This window comes from Stenotrophomonas sp. 278, from assembly GCF_003935715.1.
GTDB lineage: Bacteria > Pseudomonadota > Gammaproteobacteria > Xanthomonadales > Xanthomonadaceae > Stenotrophomonas > Stenotrophomonas maltophilia_AH.
This window is the reverse complement of the sequence record NZ_RHPP01000043.1, coordinates 12316-30897: the sequence shown is the minus strand read 5'-3', so window position 1 is coordinate 30897 and position 18582 is coordinate 12316. Positions and strand designations below refer to the sequence as shown.

Genomic DNA, 18582 nt, shown 5'->3' with positions numbered 1-18582 from the left:
AGCTGACCCGGCGCACGCCGGTCGGCACGGCATCGTTGCCGGTGGGCAGGCCTTCCACCAGCGGCAGTTCGGCCAGGGTGTGCTGCAGCGAGCCGTCGGCGGCCGACAGCACTTCAATGCGGCGCGGGAAGTCGTCGGCCGGCACCTGGTAGGAGTACGGACGCAGCACACGCTCGGCCAGCAGGTAATTGCCATCCGGCGACACATCCAGGTCCAGGTAGATGCCGGCGCCGGACAGCGCGGTGGTGGTGCCATTGAGTGCCACGCGCACCGGCTGTGCGCTGGCGTAGTAGTCGAACTGGCGCGCGTCGGCTTCGTTCTTCAGCAGGTCCTGGTAGGTGCGCAGCGAGCGCACGCCGGCCGCAGGTTCGGTCTGCTGGATGGCCGGCCCGGTTGGGATGCCATCGGCGGCCGGTGCAGCGCCCTGCCCGCCCGGCTGCAGGGTGGCAAGCAGGCCACGACTGTCCGGCAGCCACTGGTAACCGTCACCGAACACGGTGTTGAGATTGCCTACCAGCCTGCGTGCGCTGTTGCTGGCGATATCCACCAGCCACAGCTCGTTGATGCCGGTCGCCGGCTGCACCTGGTTGAAGGCCAGGTACTTCTGGTCGGGCGACCAGGCCATCGACGCAATCGACAGCGGCTGCGGCAGGCCGCTGATCTGACGCTCCTTGCCGTCGGCGATGTTCATCAGCCACAGCTTGTTGCCGAAGCTGAAACGGCTGGCCGAATGCGTGGCCGGATGGATACGCACGCCGGCCAGCTTCAGCTCCGGCTGGGCCACGTCGCTGATTGCCGCCAGCGACGGGGTCTGCAGCAGTGCCGCCAGGTCGCGACGCGGCGACAGGCTCAGGGTGGGCGCGCGCGGCGCATCGACCACCGCCTGCAGGCGTGCGGAGGGCAGCTGGTAACCGGCCAGCGGCGCGCTGGCGGCGGTCTGCGGGGCGGTTGCCTTGCCCGCGCCCGCGGCCAGCCCCAGCGGAGCCACGGCCAGCATCGCTGCGCCCATGATCAGGCGGTTCCAGCGCGCCCTGCGCCCACGTTCACTGCGTGCCATCGTGCGTTCCTGTTGTAGGTGAACACTGGACCTTAACAGGGGGCTGTGGCCCCGCCCCCCTGCCGATGGTTGGGGAACGCGGTGTTTCATGCCATTGCAGCGTGACCGGATATAATGGCGGCCTCCTTCACCGAGGGGCGCTGCGACCGGACCGGCTTTGCCTGGACGGCCAGGCTCGGTGGCCTGGATGGTTCCAACGGCGCCCGGCTGACGCATTGTCATGTGTGACGACCAACGGTCGTCACCCACCGGCGATGCCATTACCGGAGCTTTCAATGAACGCTGTTGCCAAGACCTTCTCCACCGAAGGTGATTACAAGATTGCCGACATCTCCCTGGCCGACTGGGGCCGCAAGGAGCTGGACATCGCCGAGCACGAAATGCCGGGCCTGATGTCGATCCGCCGCAAGCACGCCGCCAGCCTGCCGCTGAAGGGCGTGCGCGTGACCGGCTCGCTGCACATGACCATCCAGACCGCTGTCCTGATCGAAACCCTGAAGGACATCGGCGCCGACGTGCGCTGGGCGTCGTGCAACATCTTCTCGACCCAGGACCATGCCGCTGCGGCCATCGCCGCCACCGGCACCCCGGTGTTCGCCTGGAAGGGCGAAACCCTGGAAGAGTACTGGGACTGCACCCTGGACGCGCTGACCTTCACCCTGGCCGACGGCACCCTGACCGGTCCGGAGCTGGTGGTGGACGACGGCGGTGACGTCACCCTGCTGATCCACAAGGGCTATGAGCTGGAAAACGGCAGCGACTGGGTCAACACCCCGTCGGGTTCGCACGAAGAACAGGTGATCAAGAACCTGCTCAAGCGCGTCGCCACCGAGCGCCCGGGTTACTGGGGCCGCGTGGTCAAGGACTGGAAGGGCGTTTCCGAGGAAACCACCACCGGTGTGCACCGCCTGTACCAGCTGGCGCAGGCAGGCACCCTGCTGATTCCGGCAATCAACGTCAACGACTCGGTCACCAAGAGCAAGTTCGACAACCTGTACGGCTGCCGCGAGTCGCTGGCCGACGGCCTGAAGCGCGCCATGGACGTGATGCTGGCCGGCAAGCTGGCCGTGGTCTGCGGCTACGGCGACGTGGGCAAGGGCTGCGCCGCTTCGCTGCGTGCCTATGGCGCGCGCGTGGTGGTCACCGAAATCGACCCGATCTGCGCGCTCCAGGCGGCGATGGAAGGCTTTGAAGTCAACACCATTGAATCGACCCTGGGCCGTGCCGACCTGTACGTCACCACCACCGGCAACAAGGACATCATCCGCATCGAACACCTGAGCGCGATGAAGGACCAGGCCATCGTTTGCAACATCGGCCACTTCGACAACGAGATCCAGGTCGATGCGCTGGTCGCCTACCCGGGCGTGCAGCAGATCAACATCAAGCCGCAGGTGGACAAGTACGTGTTCCCGAACGGCAACGCGATCTTCCTGCTGGCCGAAGGCCGCCTGGTCAACCTGGGCTGCGCCACCGGCCACCCGAGCTTCGTGATGTCCAACAGCTTCGCCAACCAGACCCTGGCCCAGATCGACCTGTGGGCGAACAAGGACACCTACGAGAAGAAGGTGTACCTGCTGCCCAAGCAGCTGGACGAGGAAGTGGCGCGCCTGCACCTGGAGAAGATCGGCGTGAAGCTGACCACCCTGACCCAGGAACAGGCCGACTACATCGGCGTGCCGGTGGAAGGTCCGTTCAAGCCGGATCATTACCGCTACTGATGTCTGGTAGTGCCGGCCGCTGGCTGGCAGCAGCGTGATCCAACGGGCACCTTCGGGTGCCCGTTCTGTTCTGCACGCGACCCTCACAAGGCCGCTCGGATGATCGGCGCGCGGGGGAAATATCTGGATGCATTCCGGAGACTTTCCAATGAACATCAAACAGGTTTTTGCCGTACTGCTGATGCTGTGCGGCACCGGTTTATTGTCAACCGCTCACGCTGCCGATTTCCGCTGCCTGGTTTATTCCGGTGCCGATGGCTCCAAATTGGAAAAAACGTCCACCGCAGACGGTGCGTACGCCATCACCGCCGCCGACCTCAAGGCCGCCGAAGCCGGTGCGTTGAAGAAGGGAGCCCAGTACAAGAAGGGCGTGGTGCTGACCCGAGCCGAATGTACGCCGGCGGCGGGGCCCAGTCCTGCAGCATCAGCGCCGGCGACACCGACAGCCCCGGTCGCCCCGGCAGCTGCGCCGACATCCAGCGGGAAGACGTTCTACTGCATGGTCTACGCTGCTGATTCCGGCCAGCAGTTGAAGCCGCCTGCTGCACACGCCGCTCAAGGCAACGCCTGGAAAGTCACAGCAGCCGAGTACAGCGGTGCGGAAGCCGCAGGCGTCGCACTCGCCAAGGCCTCCGGCTTCGCGGATGCCGACAGCGCGGAGTGCGGATCGAGCATCGAGAGCCTGATGGGAAACTATTGATCTCACAGCCCTGCATGAGCGGGCGAGCGGGCATTTCGGTGCCCGCTCGGCACATCAGCACCGTGACGGCGCTACGATGCCGGTACTCCCGCCGAACCTGCGGTCATGACCCCCGCCATCAATCTACTGAAGCAGCACAGGATCACCCACCGGGTGCTGTCCTACACCCATGCGCCTGGTGCCGATTCCTATGGAGGCGAGGCAGCAGAGGCACTTGGGCTGGATCCTGCCCAGGTGTTCAAGACCCTGCTGGCATCCACCGAACGCCACGAACTGCTGGTGGCGATCGTGCCGGTGAGCGGTTCGCTGGACCTGAAGGCGCTGGCCGAGGCTGCGGGGTGCCGGAAGTGCGAGATGGCGGACCCGGCGGCGGCGCAGCGCGCGACCGGGTATCTGGTCGGCGGCATCAGTCCGCTGGGGCAGAAGAAGAAACATCGGACGTTCGTGGACGACAGCGCAGGTCTGCTGGACACCGTGCATGTCAGCGCCGGACGACGTGGACTGGAAGTGGCGCTGGCACCGGCAGACCTGGTTGCACTGACCGGAGCCGTCTTCGCCGGCATCGGAAAACCCCGGTCGTAGAACCACGCCCTCAAGGCCGCCAATTGGCGTTGGCCTCCCAGAAGGCCACCGCTTTCTGGTACGCCTCGCGGTCCAGCGGCACGCCTGAGCCGCCTTCTTCCACCCCGAGCGCATTGCGCATCATGGTGATCGGGGCCATCGGCACCTCTTCCGGTTCGGCGGTGTAGATGCAGCCGACGATGCCCCAGTCGGCGTCGATCGGCGAACCCTCCCTGGCCAGCTGCGCGGCGCTGTACAGGATCACCACGAGGTAGTTCGCACGCGGGCTTTCCACGCCCTCGAACCAGCGCACCAGGACCGGCAGTTCCTCGCGGTTGCGCGCCTCGTAGCCCGTGCGCAGCTGGTGACGGTTGGCATCGGTGATCGGCACGGTGAGACAGCGGGTGCTGGTCCAGTTCTCGTACACGTACAGCTTGCAGAACGGCGCGTAGCCATCAAGCACCTTGAACGGCGCATGGGCGTTGAGGTGGGCCTGGAACTGTTCGGCAGTACAGTCCTGGATGGTGTTGCCGCGCGGGATGCGGGGGAACAGGCGGGGACGGGCGAATTCAGTAAGGATGATCGACATGCCCGATAGCCTAACCGGCACGGCCCGTGGATACGATTTTACATTCATCGCGATGAAGCGATATTATTCATCCATACCCGTTGCCGCCGCCGCCGCCGCCCATGACTGCCATCAGCTTCGAGTTCTATCCACCCAAGACCGATGACCAGCGCGCCCAGCTGGACCGTACCGCGTCCCGGCTGAAAGGCTACGGCCCCGAGTATGTGTCCTGTACCTTCGGAGCTGGCGGCTCGACGCTCAGCTATACCTCCGAAACGGTGCGCCACCTCAAGCAGCACCATGGCTTTGACGCGGCACCGCACCTGTCCTGTGTCGGAGGCAGCCGCGAGGAGATCCGTGAACTGCTCAAGCTCTATCGCGCGATCGGCTGCCGGCGGATCGTGGCGCTGCGCGGCGACCTGCCCTCGGGCATGGGTCACCCCGGTGACCTGCGCTATGCCGCCGAGCTGATCGCCTTCATCCGCGCCGAGCACGGCGACTTTTTCCACATCGAGGTAGGGGCCTATCCGGAAACCCACCCGCAGTCCGATGACGCCCTGCGCGACCTGCGCTACTTCAAGGACAAGATCGACGCCGGTGCCGATGCCGCCATCACCCAGTATTTCTTCAACGCGGACGCCTACTTCCATTTCGTCGATGCGGTGCGCCGCCTTGGCGTGCAGGTACCGATCGTGCCCGGGATCATGCCGATCTCCAACTTCAGCCAGCTGCGCCGGTTCTCCGAGCAGTGCGGCGCGGAGATTCCGCGCTGGATCGGCAAGAAAATGCAGGCCTATGGCGATGACGCCGATGCGGTGCGCGAGTTCGGGGCCGAGGTGGTGGCCCAGCTGTGCCAGCGGCTGGTCGACGGCGGCGCGCCGGGCCTGCATTTCTACACGCTCAACCTGGCCCGCCCCACCACCCAGGTGCTGAAGCTGCTGGGTCGCTGAACGCGACGCGCGACCAACGCTTGCAGATCACGCGATCGCCGCTACCCTGCTGCGATGAAACTGCCTGCCCTGCTGTCGCTGTCCTGCGCTCTGCTGATCCTGGCTCCTGTGGCCGGCGCGCAGGCGCAACGCGTGAACCGCTGCACCAACGCGCAGGGCGAAACCGTGTTTACCGACCGCAGCTGCGATGCGGTCGGGGCGACCGCACGAACGCCGCGCGGTGAGCCGTCGGTGGGCAACACGGGCATCTATCGCGCGGGCTGCGCCCGGCGTCTGAGCGAACTGACTGAACAGATCCGCCAGGCCGTAAGCCTGCAGGACGTGAACCGGCTGTCGTCGATCTACCTGTGGGGCAACGTTTCCAACGCCACCGCCAACCAGATCATCGGGCGGCTGGAATCGGTGGTGCGGCGGCCCTTGGTGGATATCGCACCGGTCTACCCTAGCGTGGCCGAACCGGCTGAGCCACTGATCCTGCCGCCGGATCCGGATGCGACAGCGGGGAGTACCGGCGCAGCGCCAGCCGAGGTGACGCTGGCTGCGCCGAGCCGGCCGCGACCGGTGGGACTGCGGTTGGAACAGACCCTTGGCAACAGCGCCACGCCGTCGCGCACGGTGTTCGGGTTGCGGCGGCAGTACGGGTGCTTCTGGATCACGTTGTAGCCCGGCAGCGGGGCAAGCCCTGCTCTACCCGGGCCAGAACCCGCGGATTGCGGCGATGCCCTGTGCGCCGTGCCTTCTGGCCTGGGCGAGGTCATTCACGTCCAGCCCGCCCAGCGCGTAGATCGGCAGCGACACCTGCGCGCGCAGGGTGTCGAATGTTTCCCAGCCCATCGGGGTGGCCTGCGGGTGACTGGCAGTGGCCTGTACCGGCCCCAGCACCACGAAATCGCACCCCAGCCGTTGCGCAGCCTGCAGCTGCTCCAGGTCATGGCACGATGCGGCCACCAGGTGGCCGGCCGGCAACGGGCGCTCGCTCAGCTGCATCAGCTGCTCGCCGCCCAGATGCACGCCGACGCCCAGCCGCTGGGCCAGATCGATGTCGCGGTTGAGCAGCCACTGCACGCCCTGCCGGTGCTTGCCGATGGCCTGTTCGGCCAGTGCGATCCGCGCAGGGCTGTCCGGGGTACGCAGCTGCACACGGCGCACGCCAGCCTCCAGCGCCTGGGCCAGCCGCGTGTACCAGCGCTGGTGCGCGGCCTCGTCGTCGGCGTCGGGCTCGGGCGTGATCAGATAGCGGTCGGGGTGGCGCAGTGCGGCGACCACCGGCAGGTCGGCCGGAGGCATCGAATAGCGCGCCAGCTTGTCAGGTGCCACCCAGGTGATGGCCTGTCCCTCGCGTCCGCGCGGCGTGCCCTTCCAGCTGCGTACGTGCCGCACCTCCAGACGCAGGTGCTTGTCCGGGTAGAGCTGGGGCACCTCCATCAGCCAGTCGCCGACCTGTGCCTCGATACCAAGCTCCTCCCGCAGCTCTCGCACCAGCGCCGCTTCGGAGGTCTCGCCGGCTTCGCGCTTGCCGCCGGGAAATTCCCATAAACCGGCCATGTCGCGATTCTCGGTGCGACGGTTGAGCAGGATCCGGCCTCGGGCGTCGGTGATGACGGCCGCAACCACATGAATGGAGCGCGTGGGGGATGACATGGCCCCAGCATGCCCAATCGGTTGTGACAAGCGCAATGGCGGGGCGCGAGGGGAGCCGGAAAAGACGAAGGGCCCCTTGCGGGACCCTTCGTTGAGGCGGGGCGATGCCCCGTTGCCGGGCATGGCCCGGCACTACATCAGAACGAGACGTTCCAGTTCAGCTGGGCACCAAACTCTCGCTGGCCGTCTCCCGCACGGCCCTGCGCACGCAGCGACAGGCGGCTGTTGTCGGTTGGCTTGAGCGAGACGCCCAGTTCGGCGATGCCCACATTGCGGGCCAGCGCCAGGCCGTACACGGTGAAGGCATCGCTGCCGACCACGAACTGATTGCGCGAATCGGCACGCAGTTCGCCGGCCGCGTTCTGCCAGGCCAGCCCGGCTTCCAGGCGGGCCGCGTCACGCTGGCCCCCGCTGATGTCCCACGCCGCACGGACGCCGGCGGTGGTGGTCCAGACCTCGTCCTTGCTGGCGTCCACGGCCAGCGCCGCGCTGCCCCCCTGTTCCACCGCCGCGTCGGTGGACAGGCGGGTGTAGGCCAGGGCCACGTAAGGGGTCAGGGTCAGACGCTCCAGCTCGACATCCCAACCGGCTTCGGCAAAGGCCGAAGCGGCGTCGGCGTCGTAGCGGCTGCGCAGGGTCTGCGACCAGGCGTGTGCCGCACCTACCGCGCGCTGGGTATCCAGCTCGTAGTCGGCATAGGTCAGCCCACCGTTGACCCAGAGCGCCTCGCCGCGGAAGCCGGCGTACAGGCCCGCGTGCACGGCATCGACTTCGCTCTCGGCGTTACGGCCGTTGACCTGCTGGCGCAGCGACTCGCTACCGGCCGCCACACCGAAGGTCCAGCGGCTGTCCAGGCTCCAGTCGGCACCGGCCATCAGGCCTTCGCTGTGCTGGCGCACGTGTGCGGCGGTACCGTCGCTGTCGCGACGCGAGCTGTTGCCTGCACCGGCCAGCCACGCCGACACACCGTCGGCGTCGCTGCCCGAACGCAGGCGCTGGGCCACGCCATCACGCAGGAAACGGTCCTCCAGCAACAGGCCACGGCTGCTGGCATGCACTTCACCGGACAGCTCGTCGAAGGCGGTGCGGGCGCTGGCTTCGTCCAGCATCAGCAGGCCGTTGTACAAGGCCAGCGCTTCACCGGACTGCTGCAGCGAATCCAGGCCGGCGGCGACACCGCGCTGGTTGGCGGTGCTGGCCACGCGACCGAACACGATCGGGCCACCCGGAGCGACCGGGGTTACCGGCGGGGTCACCGGGTTGGTCGGGTTGGTCGGATCGACCGGCGTGCCCGGGTCAACCGGGGTGCCCGGATCCACCGGGGTGCCGGCGTCGTCGACCTGGATGGTCACCAGCACCTGGCCGCCGACCTTGACGATGCTCGACTGCAGGAACGCGGAGTTGATCAGCACGCTGTCGAAGCCGCCCTGCACGCCGTTGGCCGCTTCCAGCACGGTGTAGGTCTGGCCCTGCTGGTAGCTGGTCGCCGGATCGAGCGCGCCCACCCGCAGTAGAGCCTGACCGGTGCCGCCGGCAGTCGAGGTGCTGCCGATGTAGGCCTTGCCGGTAACCGTCAGCATGTCGGCCTGGCCGTTGCCGAGCAGCTGCACGTCATAGGTCGCGGCCTGGGTGGTATCGCTGCCCAGCACCAGATCGCTGTTGAAGAACAGGTCACCGTCAATGGTCATCGCGCCGATGCCATCACTGCCGCCCGGCGACAGCGTGCCGCCGTTGTACACATAGGTGGTACCGACGGTGGCATTGCCGGCCAGCACGCCGCTACCGCGCACCATCACCGCACTGCTGCGTACGATGCCGGTGCTGTTGCCGTAGTCGATGGTCTGCTGGAACCCGCTGCTGCCGTTGAGCACCAGGGTGCCGCCGGTCACTTCGATCTGCTGCTGCGGAGCTTGGCTGGACGGAGCGTGGCCCTGGCCGGTGTACATGTCGGAATCGATGCGCAGCACGCCACCACTTACATCAACCCGGCCGCCGAAGGCGGTCAGGTCACCGTTGAGGGTGGTATTGCCGGCAACGTTGATGAGTTCTCCACTGGTCCACGAACCGCTGCCGTTGTTGCTCGTGATCGTGTTGGCCAATGCGATGTCGCCAATGTGGTTGAACACCACGCCGCCCGCCGCATTCAACTGCGTGATCGTGCCTGCGCCCAGGGTGCCGGCCGCTTCTGCAGCACGCCACTGCGGCGCGGCGCTGGTCTGCGACCACTGGTCCAGCGCGCCTCCGATGACCAGGTAGCCGTTGCTGTCCAGGGTGATGCCGGTGCCGCCCTCGATGTGGCCGCCATTGGCCACGCTGAGCATGCCGTACGGTTCGCCGATGACGCCGCTCACGGTAATGCCATCGGTAGCGAGCAGTTGGCTGCCAACACCTCTGACGCGGGTCTGTTCGTGCAGGATTTCCGGCTTGTTGGTCATGCCGTTCAGGCCACCGGCGACGCTGATGGTTTTGCTGCTGAGCACGCCACCATCAAGAATGTCCACTCCGGAGCGGATGTCCATCAGGCCCGTGTTGGCCCAGGTGGAGCCGGCACCGGTGATCGTCGCCGTTCCCGCGGCGGCGCTGTAGCTGTCCTTGATGCGCGCCTCGTTGGAGCGGATCGCACCGCCGTTCTCGATCAGCAGATGGTTGCTGGTGCGCACGGTACCGGCTTCGATCGCCGAGCCGGCACCACTGACGGTGATGGTGCCAGCCTGTCCAAACTCGCCCGAGCCAGTGCCGTTGTAGCGCTCGGCCATCACCTCGATGGTGGCGCGCACGACGCCGCCGTTGTCGACGCGCAGGCTGCCATCGCCACTGGAAGCGACCCATACCGAGTCGGCTTCGACCAGCGCGTTGGAGCCGCTGACGGTCATGTCGCCATTGGAGTTCTGCGCATTGCCTACCACCACCTGCGCCGCGCGCAGCGTACCACCGGCATTCACCGTGGCGGTACCGCTGGAACCAGCCGCTGCGCCCAGATACACGCCGCGGTCAGCAATGACCGTACCTTGAGCATTGATGTTGAGCGTGCCGGTCCCGACCTGGCCGACCAGCAGATTGTTGTCGGTGACGCGGATGCTGCCGCCACTGCCGACGTTGACCGTGCCGGTGCCGCTGGCTTCGCTGCCGATGCTCAAGCCATAGTTGTTGACCACGGTGTAGAGCTCGTCGGTGACGAGCGAGCCCCCGTTGCCGATGTCCAGCGTACCGGTGCCCTGGCGGCCGACCAGCACGCGACGTGCGGTCAGGTTGGAGCCGGCACCGTCAATCACGATCGAGCCCGTGCTGCCGGCCAGATAGCCCAGCGATAGGAAGCCGGAGATGTCAGCGGTGCTGCCGCCGCTCAGACGCAGCGCGCCGAAGCCGGCGTCGCCCACGCGCATCGCGGCGCCATTGTTTAACCGCAGCGCGGCTCCCGGTCCGTCCAGCGCAAGGGTGCCATTGCCGATCACGGTGGTGCCTAACGAGACCAGGTCGAGCGAGGTCAGCACCGCGGTTCCGAAGACATTGACGGTCACCGGGCCGTTCGGGCCGACGCGGAAGCCATCGGCATAGGCGCGATCGCTGCTGATGGCCTCATCGGCGGTGTATTCGTACACCTGCGCGAACGCCGACGGCGCGGCCGCCGACAGGCACAGGGCCATGCCCATGGCCGCCCACAGCGGCGAGCGCCGCCGATCGGTGGTGGAGGAAGCAGCGGGAGAGGAATGCGTGCTGGCGAGTTCGGATGCAACCTGCATCTGGCCGGTGGTGTGGTTGAACACCAGGCGATAGATCCTGTTCATGAAGCTCCATGGATAGCGACTCAAGGAAGCCGCGCATTCGCATCATGCAAAGCGCGGTCGCGCCACAAACCGTCAATACCGACGGTAGATGACGCGACCGACACTTTAGTTTCGAAACACAACCCTGAATATGGGACGCGTCTCAATTCAGCATCAGGGTTTTTCCTGACACCTCGTCAGACTTTCCCTACGTTGCAGTGCGCGAGATCAGAACCTGAGGTTCCAGCTTGCCTGCGCGGCAAGGCCGCGTTCGCCACCGCCGCGGTGTCCCTGCACGAACAGGTTCACGCGGCTGCTGTCGCTTGGACGCAGCACCACACCGAACTCGGCCACGGCCAGGTTGCGCGCCAACGGGGCGCTGCGCACGGTGAACGCATCACTGCCCACGACGAACGCGTGCGTGGAGTCCACCAGGCGATCGCCGTAGTGGTTCTGCCAGGCCAGGCCACCTTCGATCCTTGCTCCCGTGCGCTCGCCGCCACTTGTCTCCCAGGCAACACGCACGCCGGTGGTGGTGGTCCAGACCTGATCGCGCGTGGGCAGCACGTACAGCGCTGCACTGCCCTCGCCTTCCACACTGCCGCCCGTGGACAGCGCGGTGTGTGCCAGCCCCAGGTAAGGGGTGAGGGTCATCGCGTTCAACGGCAGGTCGACACCCGCTTCGCTGAAGCTGGACACTGCGTGCGCCTTGTAGCGCGAGCGCAGGCTCTGCTCCCACGGTTGGCCCGCGCCCACCGCGCGATCCGTCTCGACCTCGAAGTCCGCGTAGCTGACCCCGCCGCGCAACCACAGGGCATCGCGACGGAAGGCGGCGTAGACACCGCTGTGCAGGGCATCGACCTCGCTGCCTGCACCGCGCCCGCGCACCTGCTGACGCATCGATTGCCTGCCGCCGGCCGCGCCCACGGTCCAGCTTTCGCCGAAGCTGAAGTCATAGCCCATCAGCAGTCCTTCGCTGTGATCGCGCCGCGCGGCGGCATTGCCATCGCCGCGCTGTGAACGGGCATCGCCGCTGCCGGTGACCCATGCACGGGAGCCATTGGCCACTTCGGCAGGATCGGTGCGCAGATGCGACAGCACGCCGGCACGCAGGAAGTCGTCGCGCAGCAGCATGGCGCGGGTACTGGCATAGGCTTCGCCGGACAGGTCGTCGAAGCTGCGGCGGGCACTGTCTTCGTCCTGCATCAGCAGCTGGTTGTACAGCGCCAGCGCATCGCCGGACTGCTGCAGGGAATCCAATGCCGTAGCGGTCGCGCGCTGGTTGGCGGTATGGGCGACGCGGCCGAAGACAGTGAGCGGCTGGTTGCCCTTTTCCCCGGCTTCCTGCTCACCAGACTCGTCCTGCGTGATCAGCGTCACGTCCAGATGCACGGCCTTGTCTGTCTGCACCAGCGTGCCGGTGACGAACGCGGAGTTTGACACCACGTCATCGAAGCCACCGGTGATGCCGCCTTCGGCTTCCAGGATGGTGTAGCGCTGGCCCTCCTGGTAGCTGGTCGCGGGATCCAGAGTATTGACGCGCACACCGGTGTCGCCCTGTTCCCCCTCCGTGGCACCGCCATGTCCGATGTAGGCAGCGCCACTGACCCTGACCAGATCGGACATGCCGTCCGCGAGCAGGTCCACGTCAAGGTAGGACTTGGTATCCACGTGTTCGAACCCCACGCCGCCGACATTGAAGTACAGGTCGCCATCGACGTTGAACGTCCCCACGCCATGGTGGCCAGGTGAGAGCGTGCCGCCGTCGTGGATGCGGGTGTCACCCACCGTGCCGTTGCCGGCCAGCACACCGGTGCCGCTGGCGGTAGCCCACGCGGTCCGGAATGTGGACACCACATCGTCTTTGCGCTCCTGATAACGGAAGCCTGCCTCACCGTTGAGTACCAGTGTGCCGCCATCCACGAACATGTACTGGCGGGGTTTTGCGTCGCCGACGTGATCATAGCCGGTAGCATCGGTATAGGTGTCCGTATCGAACACCAGGGTACCGCCATGCACGTTGACGCGCCCACCGAACTGACTCAGGTCACCGGTCATGGTGGTGGTGCCGGCTACGTTGATCAACGCGCCGCCGTTGCGATGCAGCGCGTCACGCTCGCTCCGCAGTGTGTTGTCGAGGGTGATGTCACCGTTGTGATTGAAGGCCAGCCCCAACGAGGACGAATGCAGGATAATGACCGAATCATCCAGTTCACCGGCGGCCACCGGGGTCTGCCAGGTCGGCTCGATCGACAGTCCGCCGATTGCCCCGCCCAGCACCAGATAACCACCCGGACCAATATCGAGTTTGCCGCCGGCCTCGACGCGACCACCCTCGCTGACCGTCAGGGCACCGGCTCTGTTTGAGCCGCCAATGAAGATGCCCTTGCTGGCCTTGACCAGCGAGCCGGGGCCGGTCACGCGCAGCTGCTCGCGGGTGAGGTCGGTGGCGGTGTTGTTGATGGCCCGACTGCCCGCTATCTCCAGCGATTCGGTTTCCAGCGTAGCGCCATCGCGCACATCCAGCCCGGTGTGCACCTCCAGCTTCGTTTCGTTGAGCCAGCGGCTGCCTGCGCCGGTAATCACCGCAGCACCTGCACCGCTGCTCGCGGTGTAGACGCCCCCCTTGTTGGAGTGCAGCTGCCCGCCGTCCTCGATCAGCAGCTGCCCGCCGATCCTTACATTGTTGGCCTTCAGCTGCGAGTCCTTGCCGGAGATTTCAATCCGGGTGTTGCGCCGGTGCGTGCCAAATGAGTCCGGCGACCTTCCATCGCCAAGCACGTCGGCTTCTATGTCCACTTTCGCGCCGCCATCAATGCGCAGCAGTGCATTCCCGTCGTGTCCCAGATACAGATAGCGGGCCTTCACGCTGGAGCCCGCGCCCGTAACGTGGATGTTGCCGAATGATCCTTTGTGGACGCCTGCGCGCAATGTGTTCGCAAAAGCCTTGGCACCGTCCTGGACGATGAAGGTTCCCTTGCCGGACACCCCCACATCAGTGGAGTAGGAACCTGGGCCGCTGAAGCGCGCATCGGGGCCGGTGACACGCACCGTCCCGTGGCCATCCTGATTGACACCGAGATCGACCGGCCCGCCGTTTTTCAGATGACCGCTGCCGGTGATGTCCAGCACCACCGGCGTGTCGATACCGGCTTTGAAGCCCTGTTGGTGGTTCCGTTCCTCGGTGATGGTCTCATCGGCGGTGTACTCGTGCGCTGCGGCACGCACCGCGTGTGGTGTGGTAGTGAGGCCGAGTGCGACCAGCACGGCCGCACACAGCGGCGTGATCGAACGGGGGTGATGGCGGTGGTTCATGGTGCTCCCTGATAACGTTGAAGCGCAGCGCGTCCGTGATCTGCAACCGGTGCTGCGCGTGGCATCTGCCTTCGCTGCACGGCGTGCAGGGCAGGATGCAAACGTTAAATTTCCGATGAACTTTCGCCTTTGAAACTATTACGAACGCCGCGTAGGGAAGGCCCGCGTTGCCACGTAATCGTCGGAACTTGCATACAGAAGCACAAAAGGAAAGGGCCCCTCGCGGGACCCTTTCAATGCAGCGTGTGACAGTGAAGCCGATCAGAACATCAGGTTGAAGCTCAGCTGCCCGCCGAATTCGCTCTGGCCGTCACCGCTGCGCCCCTGCGCCATCAGCGCCAGGCGACTGTTGTCGGTCGGCTTGATCGAAACGCCCAGCTCAGCGACGCCGACGTTGCGTGCCAGCGGCAGGCCCTGCACGGTGAAGCTGCTGGTGCCGGCCACGAAGCGGCCGCGCGTTTCGGGCAGATCGCCACCGCTGTGCTGCCACGCCAATCCGGCTTCCAGACGGGTGGCGATGCCACGGTCATCACCCAGCTGCCAGCCGGCACGCAGGCCGGCGGTGGCGGTCCACGCATCATCCTTGCGCGCTTCCACGGCCAGTGCCGCGGCACCGCCGGTTTCCTGCACCGCATCGGTGTCCAGACGGGTGTAGGACAGGCCGAGGTAAGGGGTCAGGACCAGCGGGTCGAGATCGATGTTCCAGCCAGCCTCGGCGAACGCGGACACCGCATTGGCGCTGTAGCTGCTGTCCAGGCGCTGTGCCCAGCCGTAACCGGCACCGACACTGCGTTCGGTCTCCACGTCGTAGTCGGCGTAACTGGCACCGGCATGGAACGAGAACTCCGCGCCCTGCCAGCCCAGATACAGACCACCATGAATGGCGTCGACATCGGTGGTGCTGTTGCGGTCGCTGACGCGCTGGCGCAGCTTTTCCGGACCCACGGCCACGCCCCACTTCCAGCCTTCGCCGAAGCTCCAGTCCATGCCCACGATCGCACCGTGGCGCTCGTCGCGGGTGCGCGCGGCCATCTCGTTGGCGTCCTGCCGGCGCGAGGTGCTGCTGCCGGCCAGCCACAGCGACGGGCCATACTCGGCCATGGTCGGGTCCGGGCGCAGGCGCTGGGCAATGCCGTCGCGCAGGAAGCGGTCATCCAGCAGCATGGCGCGGTTGCTGGCATGGCTTTCGCCCGACAGCTCGTTGAACGCCTGCTGCGCCTGTTCCGCGTCCAGCATCAGCAGTTCGTTGTACAAGGCCAGCGATTCGCCGGACTGCTGCAGGCTGTTGAGGCCGTTGGCCACGTTTTGCTGGTTGGGATTGGTCGCGACCGGGTTGAACACTTCCGGCGGCGGCGGGGTGGTGCCCGGATTGCCGGGGGTACCCGGCTCACCCGGAGTTCCCGGCGTACCGGGGTTGCCCGGCGTGCCCGGTTCACCCGGATTCCCTGGATTGCCGGGATCGGTGCCACCACCGTTCACCGCGATGGTCAGCACCAGCTGATCACCGTTCTGGGTCAGCGTGGGGGTGATGAAGGCGGAGTTCGAGGTGACGCTGTCAAAGCCACCGACCACGCCCTCTGCGGCGCTGAGCACGTTGTAGGTGCGGCCGTTCTGGTAGCTGATGGCCGGGTCCAGTCCCGTGATGCGCATGGCCGCGTCACCGGTCCAGCCGAAGTTGGAGCTGCGACCAATGACGGCGCGGCCATTCACCTGCACCAGGTCGGACTCGCCGTTTCCGAGCAGCTCGACGTCGTAGTACGCCGCCGACGCCACCTCGGCCGCCGAGGACGCGCCGGCGTTGAAGAGCAGGTCGCCGTCGATGGTGAGGGTGCCGGGGCTGTTGCCCGGCGACAGCACGCCGCCATTGGTCACGGTGGTCTGGCCAACGGTGGCATTGCCGGCCAGGATGCCGCCGTTGCGCACCGTCACCATCGAGGTGCGCTCGCTGGCCGTTGCCCCACCCACGCTGTAGGTGTGCCGGAAGCCGGCTTCACCGTTGAGCACCAGCTTGCCGCCGGAGATATCGATCACCTGCTGCGGGGCCGGTGCGGCACTGTTGAAGCCCTGCCCGGTGTACATGTTGGAATTGATGACCAGCGTGCCGGCCCGCACGTCGACGTCGCCACCGAACGCACTGAGGTCACCGGTCAGCGTGGTGTTGCCGGCAACGTTGATCAGGCGGCCACCGGTCCAGTCGCTGCCGCTGGTGTCGCTGGCAATGGTATTGGCGAGGCTGATGTCGCCGGTGTGGTTGAACACCAGACCGCCCGAATTGAACGCCATGTTGATCGGAGCACCAGACAGGGCACCGGCAACGGTGGCCGCGTCCCAGGTCAACGAACGCGCGGCCGAGCTCCAGGAGTGGCCGGTACCGCCGAGGGCCACGAAGCCATTCTCGCCCAGGTTGTACGCGTTGCCGGCCTCGATGCGCGCCCGGTTGGCGGCGACCAGCAGACCATACGGTTCGCTGCCGGAGGTGCCCACGCTGATGTCGCCGCTGGCGCTGACGAGGGTGCCGCTGCCGCTTACCAGAACGCGGTCTTCGGTCGCATTGGGACTGCCGTTGGAAGAATTGACACCACCGCTGACCACAAGGTTGCCCGTGGTGATGTGAGCGGAACCAGAGATGTCAGCGCGCGCCTGCAGGCGCAGGTCGCCGGTGTTGTCCCAGCGCGTGCCGGTGCCGGACATGCTCAGCGCGTTATTGGTTTGACCGGTCGGCAGCACCTCGCGTGGGTCCTTGATGGTCGCACTGCCGGTCTCCAGCACCGCACCGTCCCCAAGAAAGAGCGTTCCCGCCTCAAGCGTTCCGGCCTTCAGCTTCGAGTTGGCGCCGGTGACGGTCAAGGTACTGCTGGTGCCACCGGCTGTATCTGTGGTCAGTCCATTGGTGACGGTCAACTGACCGCCGTTCTCCACCGCCACCACCCCGATGCCAACGTTGGACACCTGCATGCTGTCCGCCGTGACCGACGCACCGGCACCGGAAACAGTGAGCTGGCCGACACTGTTGGCCGCGCCTCCCACGACCAGCGCGCCCGCCGCGGTTACCGTGCCGCCTCCGCTCACCGTGAGGAAGCCGGCACCCCCGGTACCGACCAGAAGGTTTGCCCCCACGTTGGCCACGCCGCCGTCGCCCACGGTCAGGGTGGCCTGGCCGCTTTGGCCAATCACCAGGTTGGCACCGTCGACCCGCAGCGTGCCGCCCGTGGTGACGTTGACCGCGGTTGTGAGCAGGCTGCCGCCGGAGCCCGGGCCGCCAATGCGCATGCCGTAGCCGGAGGTGGCACTGGACGTGACCACCGTTCCGCCATTGGTGATGTTGAGCGTGCTGTCGCCCTCCACGCCGACGTCGATGGCCCCGGCGCTCAGCTGCGAACCGCTGCCGCGTACCGTGACCGTGCCGCGCCCGCTTTCCTGATAGCCGAGCGAGAGCACGCCGGCCACGGTTGCCTTACCACCGTCAACCACATTGAGCACACCGGTGCCGCGCAGGCCAACGTACATCGGTCCATTGAGGACCTGCAGCTTGGACGATGCAGTACCGACGTTGATCGTGCCGGTGCCACCGACGTTGGTGCCCAGCACCACGGCAGTGCCGCCACTCAGATCGCCGCCGGAGAGGATGTCGACCGTGACCGCATTGTTATCGCCGACGGTGAAGCCATTCGGATGCTCCACGAGCCCGGTGATCGAATCATTGGTGGTGTAGGGGTACGACTGCGCGAATGCCGTCGTCGTCGCACCTGCGGACACCAGCGCGGTCAGCAGGGCCGCCGCCAGGGCGGTATGCCGGCGTGGGCTGCCGGTAACGCCTGCGGGCGACACATGGCTGGAGGTGAGCTCGGACGCAACCTGCGTCTGACCGGTGGCGTGGTTGAACACCAGGCGATAGATCCTGTTCATGAAACTCCTTGTTTTGCGACTCGAAAGGCGCGGTGCCCACTCCCCGTGGTGCCTCCGGCGCGTCAACACCCGCCACGGACCCCGGTCCGGGTGCAGGGAATGCAAGCGTACCGCCTCGCTGGCGATGCTGCCACCTTGGAAGTGGTGAGGCGACGGGTGATGGGGGTCGGGAAATTCTGGATCGGGTGTGGGGAAAGAGTGAGGGGTATTGAAATGTGCGCTGCGTCACATTGCGTTGCGCGATGATTCCGGTTCGGGTTCCATGCGTTATGGAACGTAGGGAAGTTCACGGCCGTCGTCTGTCGACCGACGCTACCAAAGCGCTCCGGTCGATTCTGTTTTTCTGTGGCCACCGGCCAATCGCCCCAATCCCGTAAGCCGGCAGCCCACAAAAAAACC

Annotated in this window: 10 protein-coding genes, 1 pseudogene and 1 riboswitch; of the genes and pseudogenes, 5 read left to right on the top strand and 6 right to left on the bottom strand. The window is 66.3% G+C overall.

Annotated elements, in window-relative coordinates; all coding sequences use genetic code 11:
• A pseudogene (locus tag EGJ34_RS09360) lies at positions 1–1057 on the bottom strand (S9 family peptidase); the annotation flags it as partial.
• 126 nt (positions 1058–1183) lie between these two features.
• A riboswitch (S-adenosyl-L-homocysteine riboswitch) is annotated at positions 1184–1269 on the top strand.
• 63 nt (positions 1270–1332) lie between these two features.
• On the opposite strand from EGJ34_RS09360, the gene ahcY reads away from it, so the two are divergent.
• The 3 genes from ahcY (at position 1333) to ybaK (ending at position 4060) form a co-directional block, all read left to right on the top strand.
• Complete coding sequence (ahcY, locus tag EGJ34_RS09355; RefSeq protein ID WP_125360226.1) at positions 1333–2778, top strand: adenosylhomocysteinase; 1446 nt, start codon at positions 1333–1335, stop codon at positions 2776–2778.
• Positions 2779–2926: 148 nt separating this feature from the next.
• Entirely contained in the window at positions 2927–3478 is a 552-nt protein-coding gene (locus EGJ34_RS09350; RefSeq protein ID WP_125360225.1) for a hypothetical protein, read from the top strand.
• Between the two features lie 105 nt (positions 3479–3583).
• On the top strand, positions 3584–4060 hold the full coding sequence (ybaK, locus tag EGJ34_RS09345) for a Cys-tRNA(Pro) deacylase (RefSeq protein WP_125360224.1): 477 nt from the start codon (positions 3584–3586) through the stop codon (positions 4058–4060).
• A 10-nt stretch (positions 4061–4070) separates the two neighbouring features.
• On the opposite strand, the gene EGJ34_RS09340 is transcribed toward ybaK, so the two are convergent.
• Positions 4071–4628: a DUF3228 family protein gene (locus EGJ34_RS09340; protein WP_125360223.1), complete on the bottom strand. Its 558-nt coding sequence runs from the start codon at positions 4626–4628 to the stop codon at positions 4071–4073.
• 101 nt (positions 4629–4729) lie between these two features.
• On the opposite strand from EGJ34_RS09340, the gene metF reads away from it, so the two are divergent.
• Entirely contained in the window at positions 4730–5557 is an 828-nt protein-coding gene (gene metF, locus EGJ34_RS09335; protein ID WP_125360222.1) for a methylenetetrahydrofolate reductase [NAD(P)H], read from the top strand.
• Between the two features lie 54 nt (positions 5558–5611).
• The gene (locus tag EGJ34_RS09330; RefSeq protein WP_125360221.1) at positions 5612–6220 is read left to right on the top strand and encodes a DUF4124 domain-containing protein; all 609 of its coding nucleotides are present in this window, start codon (positions 5612–5614) and stop codon (positions 6218–6220) included.
• Positions 6221–6244: 24 nt separating this feature from the next.
• Here EGJ34_RS09330 and EGJ34_RS09325 read toward each other — a convergent pair whose 3' ends face one another.
• The 4 genes from EGJ34_RS09325 to EGJ34_RS09310 form a co-directional block, all read right to left on the bottom strand.
• Positions 6245–7198, bottom strand: a complete 954-nt coding sequence (locus EGJ34_RS09325; RefSeq protein WP_125360220.1) for a Nudix family hydrolase — start codon at positions 7196–7198, stop codon at positions 6245–6247.
• A gap of 137 nt (positions 7199–7335) precedes the next feature.
• A complete protein-coding gene (locus tag EGJ34_RS22850) occupies positions 7336–10983 on the bottom strand; it encodes an autotransporter domain-containing protein (RefSeq protein ID WP_125360219.1) in 3648 nt (1215 codons plus the stop codon).
• Between the two features lie 207 nt (positions 10984–11190).
• A complete protein-coding gene (locus EGJ34_RS09315) occupies positions 11191–14277 on the bottom strand; it encodes an autotransporter outer membrane beta-barrel domain-containing protein (protein WP_125360218.1) in 3087 nt (1028 codons plus the stop codon).
• Between the two features lie 261 nt (positions 14278–14538).
• Positions 14539–18183 carry an autotransporter domain-containing protein gene (locus EGJ34_RS09310; protein ID WP_125360217.1) on the bottom strand — a complete coding sequence of 1215 codons (3645 nt, stop codon included), beginning with the start codon at positions 18181–18183 and terminating at the stop codon, positions 14539–14541.
• Positions 18184–18582: the final 399 nt, after the last annotated feature.